The sequence below is a fragment of the Nocardia sp. NPDC050712 genome (genome assembly GCF_040654295.1).
In the GTDB taxonomy this organism is placed as follows: Bacteria; Actinomycetota; Actinomycetes; order Mycobacteriales; family Mycobacteriaceae; genus Nocardia.
Genome location: NZ_JBFAHT010000003.1, coordinates 1,365,353 through 1,381,723, shown reverse-complemented (window position 1 = coordinate 1,381,723; position 16,371 = coordinate 1,365,353). Strand labels below are relative to the sequence as shown.

Annotated in this window: 14 protein-coding genes; 6 read left to right on the top strand and 8 right to left on the bottom strand. The window is 69.4% G+C overall.

Annotated elements, in window-relative coordinates; all coding sequences use genetic code 11:
* Nucleotides 1–23: 23 nt before the first annotated feature.
* Complete coding sequence (zapE, locus tag AB0H76_RS26830; protein ID WP_357329320.1) at nucleotides 24–971, bottom strand: cell division protein ZapE; 948 nt, start codon at nucleotides 969–971, stop codon at nucleotides 24–26.
* A gap of 74 nt (nucleotides 972–1,045) precedes the next feature.
* A complete protein-coding gene (locus tag AB0H76_RS26825) occupies nucleotides 1,046–1,483 on the bottom strand; it encodes an NUDIX domain-containing protein (protein ID WP_357329318.1) in 438 nt (145 codons plus the stop codon).
* 160 nt (nucleotides 1,484–1,643) lie between these two features.
* On the opposite strand from AB0H76_RS26825, the gene AB0H76_RS26820 reads away from it, so the two are divergent.
* Nucleotides 1,644–2,705 (top strand): agmatine deiminase family protein, encoded by a 1,062-nt coding sequence (locus AB0H76_RS26820; RefSeq protein WP_357329316.1) that lies wholly within the window; start codon nucleotides 1,644–1,646, stop codon nucleotides 2,703–2,705.
* Between the two features lie 100 nt (nucleotides 2,706–2,805).
* Here AB0H76_RS26820 and AB0H76_RS26815 read toward each other — a convergent pair whose 3' ends face one another.
* From AB0H76_RS26815 to AB0H76_RS26790, 6 genes are read right to left on the bottom strand one after another with little or no spacing between them, the layout of a single operon-like run.
* Nucleotides 2,806–3,981, bottom strand: coding sequence for a lipid-transfer protein (locus AB0H76_RS26815; RefSeq protein WP_357329315.1), 1,176 nt, complete (start codon nucleotides 3,979–3,981; stop codon nucleotides 2,806–2,808).
* Nucleotides 3,978–4,388, bottom strand: coding sequence for a MaoC family dehydratase (locus AB0H76_RS26810; RefSeq protein WP_357329313.1), 411 nt, complete (start codon nucleotides 4,386–4,388; stop codon nucleotides 3,978–3,980). The genes AB0H76_RS26815 and AB0H76_RS26810 overlap by 4 nt, the downstream gene beginning before the upstream one ends.
* On the bottom strand, nucleotides 4,385–5,317 hold the full coding sequence (locus tag AB0H76_RS26805) for an OB-fold domain-containing protein (RefSeq protein ID WP_357329924.1): 933 nt from the start codon (nucleotides 5,315–5,317) through the stop codon (nucleotides 4,385–4,387). The genes AB0H76_RS26810 and AB0H76_RS26805 overlap by 4 nt, the downstream gene beginning before the upstream one ends.
* 30 nt (nucleotides 5,318–5,347) lie before the next feature.
* On the bottom strand, nucleotides 5,348–6,517 hold the full coding sequence (locus AB0H76_RS26800; RefSeq protein ID WP_357329311.1) for an acyl-CoA dehydrogenase family protein: 1,170 nt from the start codon (nucleotides 6,515–6,517) through the stop codon (nucleotides 5,348–5,350).
* Nucleotides 6,502–7,566, bottom strand: coding sequence for an acyl-CoA dehydrogenase family protein (locus AB0H76_RS26795; RefSeq protein WP_357329309.1), 1,065 nt, complete (start codon nucleotides 7,564–7,566; stop codon nucleotides 6,502–6,504). The genes AB0H76_RS26800 and AB0H76_RS26795 overlap by 16 nt, the downstream gene beginning before the upstream one ends.
* A 16-nt stretch (nucleotides 7,567–7,582) precedes the next feature.
* Entirely contained in the window at nucleotides 7,583–9,754 is a 2,172-nt protein-coding gene (locus AB0H76_RS26790; protein WP_357329307.1) for an acyl-CoA dehydrogenase, read from the bottom strand.
* A gap of 141 nt (nucleotides 9,755–9,895) precedes the next feature.
* On the opposite strand from AB0H76_RS26790, the gene kstR reads away from it, so the two are divergent.
* The 5 genes from kstR (at nucleotide 9,896) to AB0H76_RS26765 (ending at nucleotide 16,343) form a co-directional block, all read left to right on the top strand.
* Entirely contained in the window at nucleotides 9,896–10,546 is a 651-nt protein-coding gene (kstR, locus tag AB0H76_RS26785; RefSeq protein ID WP_357329305.1) for a cholesterol catabolism transcriptional regulator KstR, read from the top strand.
* A 392-nt stretch (nucleotides 10,547–10,938) separates the two neighbouring features.
* Nucleotides 10,939–13,509, top strand: a complete 2,571-nt coding sequence (otsB, locus tag AB0H76_RS26780) for a trehalose-phosphatase (protein ID WP_357329303.1) — start codon at nucleotides 10,939–10,941, stop codon at nucleotides 13,507–13,509.
* Between the two features lie 198 nt (nucleotides 13,510–13,707).
* Nucleotides 13,708–14,592, top strand: coding sequence for a zinc ABC transporter substrate-binding protein (locus tag AB0H76_RS26775; RefSeq protein WP_357329301.1), 885 nt, complete (start codon nucleotides 13,708–13,710; stop codon nucleotides 14,590–14,592).
* A gap of 6 nt (nucleotides 14,593–14,598) precedes the next feature.
* Nucleotides 14,599–15,477: an ATP-binding cassette domain-containing protein gene (locus AB0H76_RS26770; RefSeq protein WP_357329299.1), complete on the top strand. Its 879-nt coding sequence runs from the start codon at nucleotides 14,599–14,601 to the stop codon at nucleotides 15,475–15,477.
* Entirely contained in the window at nucleotides 15,474–16,343 is an 870-nt protein-coding gene (locus tag AB0H76_RS26765) for a metal ABC transporter permease (RefSeq protein WP_357329297.1), read from the top strand. Before AB0H76_RS26770 ends, AB0H76_RS26765 begins: the two co-directional genes overlap by 4 nt.
* Nucleotides 16,344–16,371 lie beyond the last annotated feature (28 nt).

Sequence of the window (16,371 nt, the reverse complement as noted above, 5' to 3'; positions counted from 1 at the left end):
TTGCTACTTCCGGGTTACAACAATTACCCGACTGGGACAGCTGGAATTTGTGACAGCTCACCAAGGCGGCTGTGCGTGCGCATCAAATCCGGCACGGCGTGCACCTGTGCCACCAGGTCCGAGAGCGGCCCGCGCGCAAACACATTCAGCGTCAGATCGGCGTCGTAGAGCACGTCCACCAGGTTGACCAGACGCATTGCCCAATCCGCGTGCACCGCGCGCAGCGGCGGCACCGAACACAATGTCCAGTCCCGGAAACGCCGGGCCAATTCCACATAATCGGCGGCCGCGGTCGCGGTGCCGCACAGGGCCGCGAAATCGAAGACGACGACCGGCCCGTCGGCGACGCGGGCCCGCACGGTGCGGGCGCCGTACCGGACCTCGACCGCGCCGGTGGCCGCGCACTCTCCCACCACATATCGCCCGGCGGCGAAGCCCGCGGTCCGGTCGCGCGGTGCGCGGGTGCGGTAGTCGATGGCGCCGTCCACGGCCACCACGTCCAGCTGCTCGACGATCCGCGCGATGGTCGGCTCGAACCGGTCGTGGAACAGCGGATTCGGCAGCAGGCCCTGCGGCGGATAGTTCGAGGTGACCACCAGGATGATCTTCCGGGCGAACAGGGCGTCGAGCAGGCGCGCGATGAACATGGCGTCGCCGATGTCGTGCGCGTGGAACTCGTCGAAGCACACCAGCCGCGCGGTGCCGAGCAGCCGGTCGATGCCCTGGTCGATCGAGCCGGATTCATGGGTCAGGGCGTGCAACCGGGCGAAGAAGTCGTGGAAATGGAAGCGCTGCTTACGGTCCGAGACGACCGTGGCGTAGAACCGGTCCATCACCATCGTCTTGCCCCGCCCCGGCCGCCCGTACAGGTAGACGCCGCGGCGGCGCCGCACCGGCCTGCCGCGCGGGTCGAGCAGTTCCGACAGCCGACCCAGCGCCCGCGACTGGTCGGCGTCCAACTCGAGGTTCACCCCTTCAGCTCTAGCCGACCACCCGGTGCCGGAACCAGCGAAGGTGAGGATGCGCACAGCTGTGCACAGGCGGCTCAGTGCCAGCCGCGCTCGCTGTAGGTCGCGCCGGTGTCGCGGGCCCGGATACCCGCCAGCGGGTATCCGATGATCTCCGATTCCGGCAGCTGCCCCAGCGGAAACCATTGCAGCCCATGGCTTTTGTCGGGCTCCCGGTTGACCGGCTCACCGGACCAGCGCCGCACCTCGAAGAACAGCCCGACCCGCGCCTCCCGGCCGGAGCCGACCACGTGGGCGGTGTGGATGTGATGCAGATCCACCGGATCGATGACGACCCCGATCTCCTCGAGCGCCTCCCGCGCGGCCGCCGTGGTGGCCGATTCGCCCGCCTCCAGCTTCCCCGCGGGCAGGTGCCAGAGCCCGTCGAACTCGTCGTCGCCGCGGCGCTTGCTCAGCAGCAGTTGCCCGTCGCGGATCAGCAGGACGTGCACATCCACCAGGTGCCGGTCGGTCATCGGACTCCTCTCACGGCGGGAACGCGCGGGCCTGCCAGCGGAAGCGCGGAGCGAGGCGGCCGCCGGGCTAGAGTCACCGGCACAGCAGATCGTCGGAGCCATCGAGATGGAGAAGCTCATGTCCCGCGGTTCGTTCTCACCTACCTTAGCCGGGTCCCAATTGCTCGCCGCCACAGTGGCCGAAGGCGAAACCCGCACCGCGCTTCCCGAGCCCACCGGCGCCGGCCGCCGCTTCGGCGCCGAATGGGAGCCGCACACCCGCACTTTCATGTGCTGGCCCGCGCGCGAGGACGTCTGGGACGGCTACCTCGACGACGTGCGGTGGAATATCGCCGAACTCGCCCGCGCCATCGCCTATTACGAGGCCGTGGTCATGCTGGCCCGCCCGGAGCAGGCCGACGCGGCCCAGCGCGCGTGCGGCAGCGGCGTCCAGGTCGTCCCGCTCGCGGTCGACGATCTGTGGGCCCGCGACACCGTCCCGGTGTTCGTGCACGAAACCGGCGGCGTGGTCGGCGTGGACCTGAACTTCAACGGCTGGGGCGCCAAGCAGCCTCACGAGTCCGACACCCGGATCGGCCGGGAACTGCTGTCCCGCTGCCGGATTCCCCGGGCCCGCGCGCCGTTCGTGGCCGAGGGCGGCGCCCTGGAGAGCGACGGCGCGGGCACGCTGCTGGTCACCGCCAGCTCGATGGTCAACGAGAACCGCAACCCCGGCAAGAGCCGGGAGGCGCTGACGGCCGAGCTGCGCGGCACCCTGGGTGTCGAGCAGGTCGTCTGGTTCGACGGCGTGCGCGGCGAGGACGTCACCGACGCGCACGTGGACTGCCTGGTGCGCTTCGTCGCGCCCGGAGTCGTGCTGCTGGACACCGCCTTTCCCGGCACGCCGGCGGACTCCTGGTCGCGCTCGGCCGACCAGGCGCGCGCGACCCTGGCGGCCGCCACCGACGCGCACGGCCGCGCCTTCGAGGTCATCGACCTGCCCCGGCCGGAGCCGGCCGTGATCACCGGCGCCGGCGATGATTTCGTTGCCAGCTACGCGAACTTCTATATCGCCAACGGCGCGGTCTTCCTCCCGCGCTTCGGCGACCGCCGGGCCGACGATCACGCCCGCGCGATCCTGGCCGAGCACTTCCCCGGCCGCGATATCGTGCCGGTTTCCATCGACGAGATCGCCGCGGGTGGCGGCGGTATCCACTGCGCCACCCACGACCAGCCCGAATAGCCTCGTCACCCCGGCGAACGCCGGGGCCAGGGACACAGACGCCACGCCTTGTGCTGGGGCCCGGCATTCTCCGGGATGACGAGAAGTGCTGGGTTGCGGCTCAGTTCGCGGTCAGCACCAGGCCCGAGGTCGGGACGCCGGTGCCGGCCGTGACCACGATGTTGGTCAGGTCGCCGACCTGGTTCACCGAGCTGCCGCGAATCTGGCGGACCGCCTCGGCGATGCCGTTCATGCCGTGGATATAGGCCTCGCCGAGCTGGCCACCGTGCGTGTTCAGCGGCAGCTTGCCGCCGAGCTCGATGGCGCCGTCGGCGATGAAGTCCTTGGCCTCGCCGCGGCCGCAGAACCCGAGTTCCTCGAGCTGCATGAGGACGAACGGGGTGAAGTGGTCGTAGAGGATCGCGGCCTGCATATCGCCCGGGCGCAAACCGCTCTGGGCCCAGAGCTGGTCGCCGACCAGGCCCATTTCCGGCAGACCGGTCATGGCGTCGCGATAGTAGGAGGTCATCACGTACTGATCCGCCCCGGAACCCTGGGCGGCGCCCGCGATCAGGGCCGGGCGCTGCGGCAGGTCCCGGGCCCGCTCGGCGCTGGTGACGACGATCGCGACACCGCCGTCGGTTTCCTGGCAGCAGTCCAGCAGGTGCAGCGGCTCGGCGATCCAGCGCGAGGCCTGGTGTTCCTCGAGCGTGATCGGCTTGCCGTAGAAGTGCGCGGCCGGGTTGACCGCGGCGTGCTTGCGGTCGGCGACCGCGACGCGGCCGAAATCCGCACTGGTGGCGCCGGATACGTGCATGTAGCGGCGCGCCACCATGGCGACCTGAGCCGCGGGGGTGCCCAAGCCGTGGGTGTAGGAGAAGGCGTTGTCCACACCCGAGGAGGTGGGGTTACTGGTCGCCAGATGAGTCGCGAACTGGCCGAACCGATTTCCCGACCGCTCGTTGAAAGCACGGTACGCGACAACGACATCCGCGACACCGGTCGCGACCGCCATCGCCGCCTGCTGCACGGTGGCCGCGGCCGCGCCGCCGCCGAAGGGGATGTTGGAGAAGAACTTCAGGCTCGGAATGCCCGCCGCCCGCGCCACGGCCGCCTGGGTGTTGGTGTCCATGGTGAAGGTGGTCAGGCCGTCCACGTCGGCGGGCGTCAGGCCCGCGTCGGCCAGCGCCGCGGTGACGGCCTCGGCCGCCAGGCGCAGCTCGCTGCGGCCGGAGTCCTTGGAGAAATCGGTGGCGCCGATGCCGGCGATGGCGGCCTTGCGGCTCAGACCCGTCACGAGTTGGCCTCCTGTACGCGGATGACGGCCTGGGCCGTGATGTGGTCGCCGAGGCTGTCCTTGCCGATCACCTCGATGGTGATGTCACCCGCCGTGACGGCGGTGACGGTGCCGGACAGGGTGAGGGTGTCGTCGGCGTACAGCGGCACGCCCAGGCGCAGCGCGATCGACTTCACGACCGCGCGGGGGCCGGCCCAGTCGGTGACGAAGCGCTGCACCAGGCCGGTGTCGGTGAGGATATTGACGAAGATGTCCTTCGAGCCCCGCGCGACCGCCTTGTCACGGTCGTGGTGCACGTCCTGGAAGTCACGGGTGGCCAGGGCGCTACTGATCACGAAGGTCGGGTCGGCGTGAATCACCAACTCGGGCAGGACGGTTCCGACCTGGATATCGGTGGTCGCGGTCATCGGACGGCCTTCCAATAGGGCACGGTGTTGTCGTCGTCGAGCGCGTCGAACCCGGCCTCGACGGCCTGCCCGATCGCGACCTCGGCGGGCTCGATGCCACGCAGCTCACCGAGCATGCGCACGCCCTCCTCGAGTTCGACCAGCGCCACCACGTAGGGCAGCTTGCGGCCGGGGACCTTGGGCGCGTGGTGCACGACGAAGCTGAAGACGGTGCCGCGCCCGGAGGCCACGACGTAGTCGGTCTGCTCCGCCTTGTCCTGCCACAGCGCGGGCACCGGCGGGTGCTGCAGCGTGCCGTCGGGCCGCTGCTGGATCCGCAGTTCGCCGAGCTTGGTTCCGGCCCAGAAGAACTCGGTGTCCTTGGAGATGGTCGGCCGCACGCGCGCCGCCGGATCGTCGGCCGGGGCGGGCGGCCGCCCGGTGCCGGGCGCGAACTTCAGGATCCGGAACAGCATTTCGGTGACCAGCTCGTCCCCGACGTACCACTTGGTGCGGTAGGTGACGAACCAGCCTTCGCCGAGTCCGGTGCGCTTGGGGCCGAAGATCTCGTCCAGCTTGCTGGTGACGTGCACCTGCTCGCCGGGCACCAGGTAGCGGTGGTAGATCTGCTCGCAGTTGGTGCCGACCACCGAGGTGAACCCGGCGTCGTCGAGCATCTGATTGGTCGCCACCATCGGATCGTCGTCCGGCCGCTCCCCGCTCAGCCCCAGCATGGTCCAGACCTGGGCCATGGCCGGCGGGGCCACGATGCCCGGGAAACCGGCGGCCCGCGCCGCCGCCTCGTCGACGTAGATCGGGTTGGTATCGCCGATGGCCTCGACCCAGTTGTTGATCATCGGCTGGTTCACCGGGTCGCGGGCCAGCCGCGGTGCGCACTCGCCCGCCGCGATGATCTGCTCACCGGCGGCCTGAATCGCCTCCGGTGCAATACTTTCCGGCACGCCGGTCTCCTCGGGTAGTTAGCGGGGTACCTTGGGCAGCTGCAGGCCGGCGGTCGCGACGAGTTCACGCATGATCTCGTTGACGCCGCCGCCGAAGGTGATCACCAGATTCTGCTTGGTGCGCCGGTCCAGCCAGGTGAACAGCTCAGCAGTCTCCGGATCGGCCGGATCGCCGTAACTGCCGACGACCTCCTCGGCCAGCCGGCCGGCCTCCTGCACCGCCTCGGTGGAGTAGACCTTGGTCGCCGACGCGTCCGCGATCACGCCCATCGGATCCGCCTCGGCGCTCTCGGCCTTGGCCGCGACCTGCCAGTTCAGCAGTTCGTTGAGCCGGGTCATGGCGTGGATGCGCCCGAGCGCGCGCTGCACGTCGGGCTTGCCGAGCAGCCCGCGCGGCTGCGCCCAGTCCCGCACGCGGTCGTAGAGCTGTTCGATCTTGCCGGACGGGCCCAGCCCCACCCGCTCGTGATTGAGCTGGGTGGTGATCAGCTTCCAACCCCGGTTCTCTTCTCCGACAAGCATGTTCGCGGGGACGCGAACGTTGTCGAAGTAGGTGGCGTTGGTGTGGTGGGCGCCGTCGCAGGTGATGATCGGCGTCCAGGAGTAGCCCGGGTCCTTGGTGTCCACGATCAAGATGGTGATGCCGCGGTGCCGCGACTCCACCGTTCCGGTGCGACAGGCCAGCCAGATGTAGTCGGCCTCGTGCGCGCCCGTGGTGAAGGTCTTCTGCCCGTTGATGATCCAGTCACCGTTCGCGTCGCGCACCGCGGCGGTGCGCAGCGCGGCCAGGTCGGTGCCGGCGTCGGGCTCGGAGTAGCCGATCGCGAAATGGATGTCGCCGGAAAGGATTCCGGGCAGGAACTTGCGCTTCTGCTCGTCGTTGCCGAAGGTCTGCAACGTCGGCCCCACGGTCAGCAGCGTCACCAGTGGCAGCGGCACATCGGCGCGCACCGCCTCGTTGTAGAAGATCTGCTGCTCCAGCGCGCCGAAACCCTGGCCGCCGTACTCCTTGGGCCAGCCGACACCGAGCCAGCCGTCGGCGCCCATCCGGCGCACCACCGCGCGATAGGCATCGCCGTGGCGGTTGTCGCGCATCTCGGCCTCCTCCTCAGGAGTCACGAGACCGGCGAAGTAGGAACGCAGTTCGTTGCGCAGACGGCGCTGCTCGGTGGTCAGGTCGATGAACATCTGGCCCCCAATCGGTCGAGTCGGAACGACGCGCCGCCGAGCCAGCGGGCGATGTCCTTGGCCTGTGAGTAGTAGCGGTGCATCGGATGGGTGATGTCGACGCCGATGCCGCCGTGCAGGTGATGACACTTCTGCATGGCCGCGGGCAATTCCGAGGCCACGGTGTAGGCCAGCACGTCCAGGTCGTCGTCGATCCGCTCCTGGTGCGCCGGACTCGGATCCTGCTGTGCCAGCGCCCAGTTCGCCGAGACCGCGGCCACGTGCAGGGTGCGCGAGACGACATAGAGATCGGCGATCTGCTGGGCCACCGCCTGGAATTCGGCCAGCGGCCGATTGAACTGGTGCCGGGTGCGCAGGTGCTCGGCGGTGAGCACCAGCGCGCCTTTGAGCAGGCCGTCCGCGACCGAGCCGATCGAGGCCACCGCGACGCGGTGCAGATCGGCGAGGCCGCCGGAGAGCAACTGCTCGACCGGGATCACCACCTCGTCCAGATGCACCGAGCACTCCGGCATACCGCCCGACACCGGCGAGGGCACCCGGGTCAGGCCCGCCGCGTCCGATTCGACCAGCGCCAGGCCGGAATTGGTCGGAATCAGCAGCCAGCGCGCCTCTTCCGCGTACGGCACCGCCACCTTGTGACCGGTGATCCGCGCGGTACCGCCCTCGATCACCGCGCTGGTCTCCGGCTTGACCACGAAGGGCGCGCCGGGTTCGTTCAGCGCGGCGGTCAGCACCGCGCCCTCGGCCACCGCCGGGAACACCCGGTCGGCGACCTTGTCGGGCAGCGCCGCGATCAGGGGCAGCAGCGCGAACCCCAGCGACGGCAGCGCGGGTACCGCGACGGCGTCGGTGGCGAGTTCGGTGAGCATGACCGAGATCTCCGGCAGGCCCATGGCGTCGCCGCCGAAGCGTTCCGGCAGCGCGACGACCAGCAGCCCGCTGTCCACGATGCTCGGCCACAACGTGTAGTCACGCGCCGATTCCCGCTCCAGCAAACTCACGACGACTTCGGCCACCGCGTCGGGGCCCTCGTCCCTGGTGAAATCCATAGTGTTCTCCAGTTGCCTAACTGCCCGCTTCGCGCGGCAGGCCGAGAATCCGCTCACCGGCTACGGTAAGCAAAATCTGCTCGGTACCGCCGGCGATCGACAAACAGCGTGTGAGCAGGAATTCCTTGACGACATCCGTGTCCTGGGCACTGACGCCGCCGGCCGCCTCCACGGCGAATTCGGCCACCGCCTGGCGGTGCCGGACGCCGACCAGCTTGCGTACGCTGCTCTGTGCGCCCGCGTCGCCGCCGGCCAGGGTCCGGACCAGTGCGCGCTGCTCCAGCAACAAACCCGCGATGGCCTCGGCCACGAAACCGCCGAGCCGGTCGTTGTGCAATTCCGCACCCGGGCCCGAGGCCGGCAACTTCGCCACGAGTTCCTCGAGCACCGACCCGATGCCGTTGCCGCCCATCGCGATCCGCTCCGCGGACAGCGTGGAGCGGGCAATCTTCCAGCCGTTGTTCAGCGCGCCGACCAGGCAGTCGTCCGGGACGAACACGTCGTCGAGGAAGACCTCGCTGAAACGCGCCTCACCGGTGATCTGCACCAGCGGCCGCACCTGCACGCCCTTGGCGCGCATGTCGACGAGGAAATAGCTGATGCCCCGGTGCTTGGGCGCCTCGGCATCGGTGCGCGCCAGGCAGATGCCCCAGTTCGCGGTGTCGCCGAGCGAGGTCCACACCTTCTGCCCGTTGAGCACCCAGCCGCCCTCGGCCCGCTTGGCGGTGGTCCGCAGCGCGGCCAGGTCCGATCCCGCGCCGGGCTCGGAGAAGAGCTGGCACCAGATGACCTCCTCGCGCAGCGTCGGCCACGCGAAGCGCTCGACCTGCTCGGGTGTCCCGTGCTGCAGCAGCGTCGGAATGGCCCAGCCCGCGACGGCCAGATCCGGCGCCTGCAGCCCGTGCTTGCGCAGTTCCTCCGAAATCACCAGTCCGGTCATCGGATTGGCGCTGCGCCCGTAGGGCTTGGGCCAGTGCGGCATGGCCAGGCCGGCCGCCACGATGGCCGGGCCCTGCTGCTCGACCGGCAGTGCCGCGATCGCCGCCACTTCGGCCGACAGATCCGGCGCGCGATCGGTATCGACCTCGGCCGCGGCGAAAACCTGATCCGCGCCGGTGGTCCGGCGCTGCCCGGCCCGGGTCAATTCGGTGACCCGCGCCCGCCAGTGCGCGGCGCCGCCGAGCAGTGCGCGCAGGGCGGTTGCCCGGCGCAAATAGAAGTGCGCGTCGTGCTCCCAGGTGAATCCGATTCCGCCGAGCACCTGAATGCAATCCTTGGCGGTTTCCACGGCGGCGTCCAACGAGATCGCGGCCGCGATGGCGGCGGCGATCGGCAACTCCGCGCCCCCGTCGTCCACCGCGGCGGCGGCATCGGCGGCGACCGCGCGAATCAACTCGGTCCGGCACAGCATCCATGCGCAAATATGTTTGAGTGCTTGGAAGGAACCGATTTTGCGGCCGAATTGCTCACGCACCTTGGCGTATTCGACAGCGGTCTCCAGGCACCAGCCGGCCAGGCCCGCCAACTCGGCGGTGGCAAGCACGACCACGAGATCCTCGACGGCGTGCGGCGAGGTGAACACCCGCTCCGGGGGCACCGCGATCCCGGCGCAGTGCACCCGCGCCAGTGGCGTGCTCGAGTCGAGCGCGGGCAGCGGTTCCACCCGCAGGCCCTCGGTATCCGGCGGTACCAGGCACCAGCGCGGCCCGTCCGGCGTCCGCACGCCCAGCAGCACCGAAGTGCCTGCGGCAGCGCCGAGTACCGAATCCCAGGAACCGGAGAGCAACACCGAATTCGCAGCGGTCGCAGGCTCGTTCTCGCCCGCCGCGCCGACCCCGTCGGCTACCATCCCGGAGGGCGAATCGAGTGCGACACCGCACGGCATATCCTCCGCCAGCGCGCCCGCGGTGATCAGGTTCGCCAAAGCTGTTGCCAGCACCGGTCCACCCACCAGGTCGTGGGCCGCCTGCTCCACCAGCACGGCCAGATCGGTCACCGTTCCACCAGCACCGCCCGCGTCCTCGGCGACCGCGACCCGGAAGATCCCGAGGTCGGCCAGCGCGGGCCAGTAGGCATGCCAGAAGCCCGCGTCCCCGTCTCGCATTGTTGCAATTGGACGTACCGTTCCGGCCCATCCACGTATCGACTCCTGAACGGCTTTATGCTCGTCAGTGGTGGCGATGGTCACACTCCGTACCGCCTTTCCGGCGTGACTCCCACACCTAGAACATGTTCTAATATCCTAGCCCGGCGGAAGTCAAGACGCGTACCCTGCCACCGGACCCCCGCGCAGTTGACGAAACGACGTTTCAGGAAAGGACTTTCACCTATGGCCAGCCCTTCCCGATCGCAAGCCGCCGACACGAACTCAGCGCGGCCCGCGACGGTGACCACTCTCAGCGAGGACGAACTGAGCTCGGCGGCACAGCGCGAACGGCGCAAGCGGATCTTGGACGCGACGCTGGCACTGGCCTCCAAGGGCGGCTACGACGCGGTGCAGATGCGCGCTGTCGCCGAACGCGCGGACGTCGCCGTCGGCACGCTCTACCGGTACTTCCCGTCCAAGGTGCACCTGCTGGTCTCGGCGCTCTCGCGCGAGTTCGAGCAGATCGAAGGCAAACGCCGCCAGCTCGCGGGTGAAACCCCGCGCGAGCGCATGCACCTGCTGCTCACCTCGATCACCCGGATGATGCAGCGCGACCCGCTGCTCACCGAGGCGATGACCCGCGCCTTCATGTTCGCCGACGCGTCGGCGGCCGCGGAGGTGGACCGGGTCGGCAAGGTGATGGATCGGGTCTTCGCCCGCGCCATGAACGACGGCGAACCCACCGACCGCCAGCTCGCCATCGCGCGGGTCATCAGCGACGTGTGGTTGTCCAACCTGGTGGCCTGGCTCACTCGCCGGGCCTCTGCGACCGATGTCACAGACCGGCTGGAACTGACCGTCGATCTGCTGCTCGGCGACCAAGCCGGGAAATAGCTGGAGCCTCTGGCCGACCAGCCGGAACGCCCTCGGTAGCCCTGTGACCGCACAACTGTGCGGGAGCGGGGCTACCGTGGTTTTATGCCGAATGAACCAGACAACGGCAACCAGACCGCGAACAACAATGTCCGGCAAAGCGACTCAATTCCGGCAAAACCACCGAACCGCCGAAGTTCTTCCACCACCGGGGTTGTCGCTTCAACTGGTACGCCGATCCGACACGCCCAGGTCGCTGGTTACCCACGGGTTACCTGCTCGTTAACTGGGGAAATCCGTTTCCGCACACGCAATCCTGCGCACGCACACCGGCGCGCTGCCGTGCGGCAAATTCAACACAGTATTGTTCTGCCCGCCCCCGTATTAACTCCTCCGATTACTAGGTTGGATGCGTGAGCGCACAGGATCTGCCACAAGAACTTCGCCGTGCCTTGTCCACGGTCGCGCGCGAGCCTCGGCTCTTGGTCGCGTCGGACTACGACGGGACCATCGCGCCGATCGTCTCCGACCCGACGAAAGCGTATCCCCACCGGGAATCGGTGAGCGCCTTACGCGCCCTCGCCGGCCTGACCGGGACCACCGCTGCCGTCATCTCCGGTCGCGCGCTGCGCGATCTGGCCGCACTGTCCCGGCTTCCGGTCGAGGTGCAGCTGATCGGTAGTCACGGTTCGGAATTCGATGTCGGCTTCGTGCACGCGATCGACAACGACGCGAAACAGCTTCTGCAAGAGGTACAGACCTCGCTGACCCAGATCGCCGAGGACAACCCCGGCGCCTCGGTCGAGGTGAAACCGGCCAGCATCGCCCTGCACGTGCGCAATGCCGGTCCCGAAATCGGCCGTCGCGCACTGAATTCCGTGCGCCAGGGCCCGGCCTGCTGGGTCGGCGTGCAGACCACCGAGGGCAAGCAGGTCATCGAACTGGCCGTGATCCCGACCGACAAGGGCACCGCGCTGGACACCATCCGCCATCAGGAGGGTGCGACCGCGGCGGTGTTCTTCGGTGACGACGTCACCGACGAGAAGGCGTTCCGCGTGCTGTCCGGGCCCGACCTCGGCATCAAGGTCGGCGAGGGCGAGAGTCTGGCCCGGTACCGGGTCGACAGCACCGAAATGGTCTCCAAGGCACTGGCTTTCCTGCTCGAGGAACGCCGCACCTGGCTGGCGGGCGCCAGCGCCCCCCGGATCGAGCGGCTGACCATGCTGGCCAGCCCCCGGTCGGTCGCGCTGCTCACCCCGGACGCCAACGTCACCTGGTTCTGTCACCCGGAACCGGATTCGGCGGCGGTGTTCGCGCACCTGCTCGGCGGCCCGCAGGCCGGTCAGTTCAGCATCGCGCCGGAACGGCCGGGCCTGCCGCTGTCCCAGCGCTATGTCGACGGCACCATGACCGTCGAAACCCGCTGGGCGAGTTTGGGAGTCATCGACTACCTGCCGCACGACGTGAGCCAGGACCGGACCGACCTGACCCGGGTCATCACCGGCGACGCCAAGGCGATCATCACCTTCGCGCCGCGGCCGGAATTCGGCCAGGTGCCGGTGAGCATCGAATGCGAGCCGACCGGCCTGCGCGTGCTCGGCACCAACGACCCGATGGTGCTGCGCTCCCCCGGCGTGGAATGGCGCATCGACAGCGACGGCTCGCACGATATCGCCACCGCGATCGTGGATCCCTCGCGCGGCCCGATCGTGCTGGAACTGCGCTGCGGCACCCAGGATCTCGCCCCCGCGATGACACCGGAGGCACAGCGCCGGGAGCAGGCCGAGCACTACTGGTCGCAGTGGGCGACCGGGCTCGAATTGCCCTCGCTCAAGCCGGATCTGATGAAGCGCTCCGCGCTGACCCTGCGCGGCCTGGTGCACGCGCCGTCCGGCTCCATCCTGGCCGCGGCCACCACCTCGCTGCCCGAAGACCTCGGCGGCGTGCGCAACTGGGACTACCGCTACTGCTGGCTGCGCGACGCCTCGCTGACCGCGCAGGCGCTCGTCTCGCTCGGCTCGCTGGCCGAGGCGGAGGAGTTCCTGGACTGGGTGCACCGGGTCCTGGAGACGCTGCCGGGCCCCGAGCGACTGCACCCGCTGTACACGATCTACGGCGAGACCCTGCCGCCCGAGGCCGTCATCGACCAGTTGCCCGGCTACGCCGGCTCGCGGCCGGTCCGGGTCGGCAACGCGGCGAACATGCAGGTCCAGCTCGACGTCTTCGGCCCCATCGTGGATCTCATCGCCTCGCTGGCGCACGCCCGCGAACTGAAGGGCATCACCGCGGCGGCCAAGGCGCTGCCGGACGCGGACTGGGAACTCGTGCACGCCATGTGCTCGGCGGTGCAGCGCCGCTGGACCGAACCCGACCACGGCATCTGGGAGATCCGCGGTAACCCGCGCCACCACGTGTACTCCAAGGTCATGGGCTGGCTCACCGTCGACCGGGCGATCACCCTGGCGCAGAAGTTCGACCGCGCCGTCGACCCGGCCTGGGTGGAGTTGCGCGACACCATCGCCGACGAGGTCAAGACCAAGGGCTGGAACGAGGAGGTGCAGTCCTACACGGCGGCCTACGACGGCACCGACCTGGACGCGGCCACCCTGCACATCGGCCTGAGCGGATTGATCGATCCGTCCGACCCGCGGTTCGCCGCGACCGTCGTGGCCACCGAGGCCGAACTGCGCAGCGGTTCGACCGTTTACCGGTACCACCACGACGACGGCCTGCCGGGCGGCGAGGGTGGCTTCCACCTGTGTGCGGCCTGGCTGGTCGAGGCCTACCTGCTGATCGGCAAGCGCTCCGACGCCGAGGCGCTGTTCGCGCAGCTGGTGGACGTGGCCGGTCCGACGGGCCTGCTCAGCGAGGAGTACGACCCGGTTGCCGAACGGTCCCTGGGCAACCATCCGCAGGCCTACAGCCACCTCGGCCTGCTGCGCTGCGCCCAGTTGCTGGGCCAGCCCGCCGACGTCCTGGTCTGACGCCGGCGCCTGCGCGCGAAACGCCACGTCCGGCCGCTGCCACCAGCGGCCGGGCGTGGCGTTCGGCATTGCTGGGGCAGTGCTAGGGCGGCGACATGGCGGTTATCGATTTGCGGTGCCCTGGTAAAGTTAAATGGTAACGGTTTCCATTTTGATCTGAGCTAGTCAGAGATCCCGGATGTCCAGGAGAACCCCCGCGTGAACACCCGTCTCGCCCTGCAGCTGACCGGCATCGCCGTGGGGGTCGCGACCGCGCTGACCCTGACGGCCTGCGGTAGCTCCAAGGACTCTTCGGACAAGCCGAGCGTTGTCGCCTCCACCAATGTGTGGGGCTCGATCGCCGCCACCATCGCGGGCTCCGACGCCGAGGTGACCTCGATCATCACCGACCCGGCCGCCGACCCGCACTCGCACGAGACCTCCGCCGTCGAATCCGCCGAGATCAGCGACGCCGACCTGGTCCTCTACAACGGCGGCGGCTACGACGAGTTCATGGAGAAGGCCGTGGCGGGCCGCGACAAGAAGACCGTCGAGGCCTTCGCCTCGCGCGTCGACAAGAGCGACGAGAACGAGCACGTCTGGTACGACGTGGAGACCGTGAGCGCCGTCGCCGACCGGATCGCCGCCGCCCTCGGCGAGATCGACGCCGCGCACCAGCAGGCCTACACCGACCGCGCCGCCGCCTTCAAGGCGAAGCTGGGGGCGATCTCCGCGGTCACCGGCCAGATCGCCGCCCAGCACCCCGCGTCCCCGGTGCTGCAATCCGAGCCGCTGGCGCACTACCTGCTGCTCGACGCCGGCGCCGTCGACCTGACCCCGCACGACTTCCAGGAGGCCGTCGAGCAGGAGACCGATCCCTCGCCCGCCGCCGTCGCCCAGACCCGCGACCTGCTCACCGAGAAGCGCGTGCGCGCCCTGGTCTACAACACCCAGACCGAGGACAAGGTCACCAAGGATCTGCGCGGCCTGGCCGGTACCACCGGCACCCCGGTGGTCCAGGTGACCGAGACCCTGCCCGACGGCGCCGATTACATTCAGTGGCAGACCCGCAACGCCGAGGCGCTCGCCTCCGCGCTGAAGTAGCCCGCCATGACCCAGGGAGTCACGCTGTCCGAGACCGCGGATCCGATCGGAATCGCCGGCCCGGCCGCTGTCCGCCTCGAAGGCGCCACGCTGTCCTTCGGCGAGCGCACTCTGTGGGACGACCTGGACCTGGAGGTCGCGCCCGGCGAGTTCATCGCGGTGCTCGGGCCCAACGGCTCCGGCAAGACCTCGCTGATGCGCATCCTGCTCGGGCAGCTCGGGCTCAGTTCCGGTACCGCCGCGATCGCGGGTTCGCCCGCGCGCCTGGGCAATCCGGCGATCGGCTACATCCCGCAGCAGAAGACGATCGACGCGGGCGTGCAGTTGCGCGGCGTCGACCTGGTCGGCCTCGGCGTCGACGGGCATCGCTGGGGCCTGGGCTGGCGCGGCCGGGCCGAGCGCAAGCGCAAGGTGGCCGCGGCCATCGCCGACGTCGGAGCGGAACGGTTCGCCGGCGCGGCGCTGGAAACCATGTCCGGCGGCGAACAGCAGCGGCTGCGGGTGGCCCAGGCCCTGGTCGGCGACCCCAAGGTGCTGCTCTGCGACGAACCCCTGCTCTCGCTCGACCTGGCCAACCAGCGACTGGTCGCCGAGCTGATCGACCGGCGCCGCCGAACCCACGACACCGCCGTGCTTTTCGTGACCCACGAGATCAATCCGATTCTGCCGCTGGTGGATCGGGTGCTGTACCTGTTCGACGGGAAGTTCCGGATCGGCTCGCCCGACGAGGTGATGACCTCCGAGGTGCTCTCCGAGCTGTACCGGACCCAGGTCGACGTGCTGCGCGTACGCGGGCGGCTGGTCGTGGTGGGTACGGGCGACACCATGGACGCGCTCGGCGCGGCAGGCGCTCAGCATTGTGCGCCGAACGAGGTGCGGGCGTGATGGACAAACTTTCCGGCGTCCTGTCCAAGATGCTCGACTTCTCCACCACCGCGCACCTGCTCACCTATCCCTTCGTCTGGCAGGCCCTGCTGGCCGCGGCGCTGCTCGGCCTGCTCTCCGGCGCCATCGGACCGCTGATCGTCAGCCGGCAGATGTCGTTCGCCGTGCACGGCACCAGCGAGCTGTCGCTCACCGGTGCGGCCGCGGCGCTGCTGGCCGGCATCGGAGTCGGGGTCGGGGCGATCTTCGGCTCGGTCATCGCGGCCGTGCTGTTCGGGCTGCTGGGAACCAAGGCGCGCGAACGGGATTCGGTGATCGCGGTCATCATGTCGTTCGGTCTCGGGCTCTCGGTGCTGTTCCTGTGGCTCGGGCCCGAACGCGCCGGCTCCAAGTTCTCGCTGCTCACCGGGCAGGTCGTCAGCGTCGGCTACAGCGGGCTCGCGCTGCTGATCACCTGCACCGTCGCGGTACTGGCCGTGCTGGCGGCGGTGTACCGGCCGCTGCTGTTCGCCTCCACCGACCCGGAAGTGGCGGTGGCGCGCGGTGTTCCGGTGCGCGCGCTGTCGGTGGTGTTCGCGGTGATGCTCGGCATCACGGCGGCCTTCGGCGTGCAACTCGTGGGCGCGCTGCTGGTGCTCTCGCTGCTCATCACCCCCGCCGCGGCCGCCGCGCAGCTCACCGCGAATCCGATGCGCGCCACCGTGCTCACCATCGTCTTCGCGGAGCTGGCCGCGGTCGGCGGCATGCTGCTGTCGCTGGCGCCCGGCGTGCCGGTGTCGACCTTCGTCACCACGATCTCGTTCGTGATCTACCTGATCTGCCGCGTGGTCGGCAGCCGGCAGCGCAAGCTCGCGCTGGTCCGCTGACGGCCGCGCCGGTCGCCCGCACGGGCGA

Bases quoted from the DNA above. Each gene is read 5' to 3' on its own strand.
- AB0H76_RS26825 (WP_357329318.1), bottom strand. From the start codon at position 1,483: ATGACCGACCGGCACCTGGTGGATGTGCACGTCCTGCTGATCCGCGAC.
- AB0H76_RS26810 (WP_357329313.1), bottom strand. From the start codon at position 4,388: ATGACCGCGACCACCGATATCCAGGTCGGAACCGTCCTGCCCGAGTTG.
- AB0H76_RS26800 (WP_357329311.1), bottom strand. From the start codon at position 6,517: ATGTTCATCGACCTGACCACCGAGCAGCGCCGTCTGCGCAACGAACTG.
- AB0H76_RS26795 (WP_357329309.1), bottom strand. From the start codon at position 7,566: ATGGATTTCACCAGGGACGAGGGCCCCGACGCGGTGGCCGAAGTCGTC.
- kstR (WP_357329305.1), top strand. From the start codon at position 9,896: ATGGCCAGCCCTTCCCGATCGCAAGCCGCCGACACGAACTCAGCGCGG.
- AB0H76_RS26770 (WP_357329299.1), top strand. From the start codon at position 14,599: ATGACCCAGGGAGTCACGCTGTCCGAGACCGCGGATCCGATCGGAATC.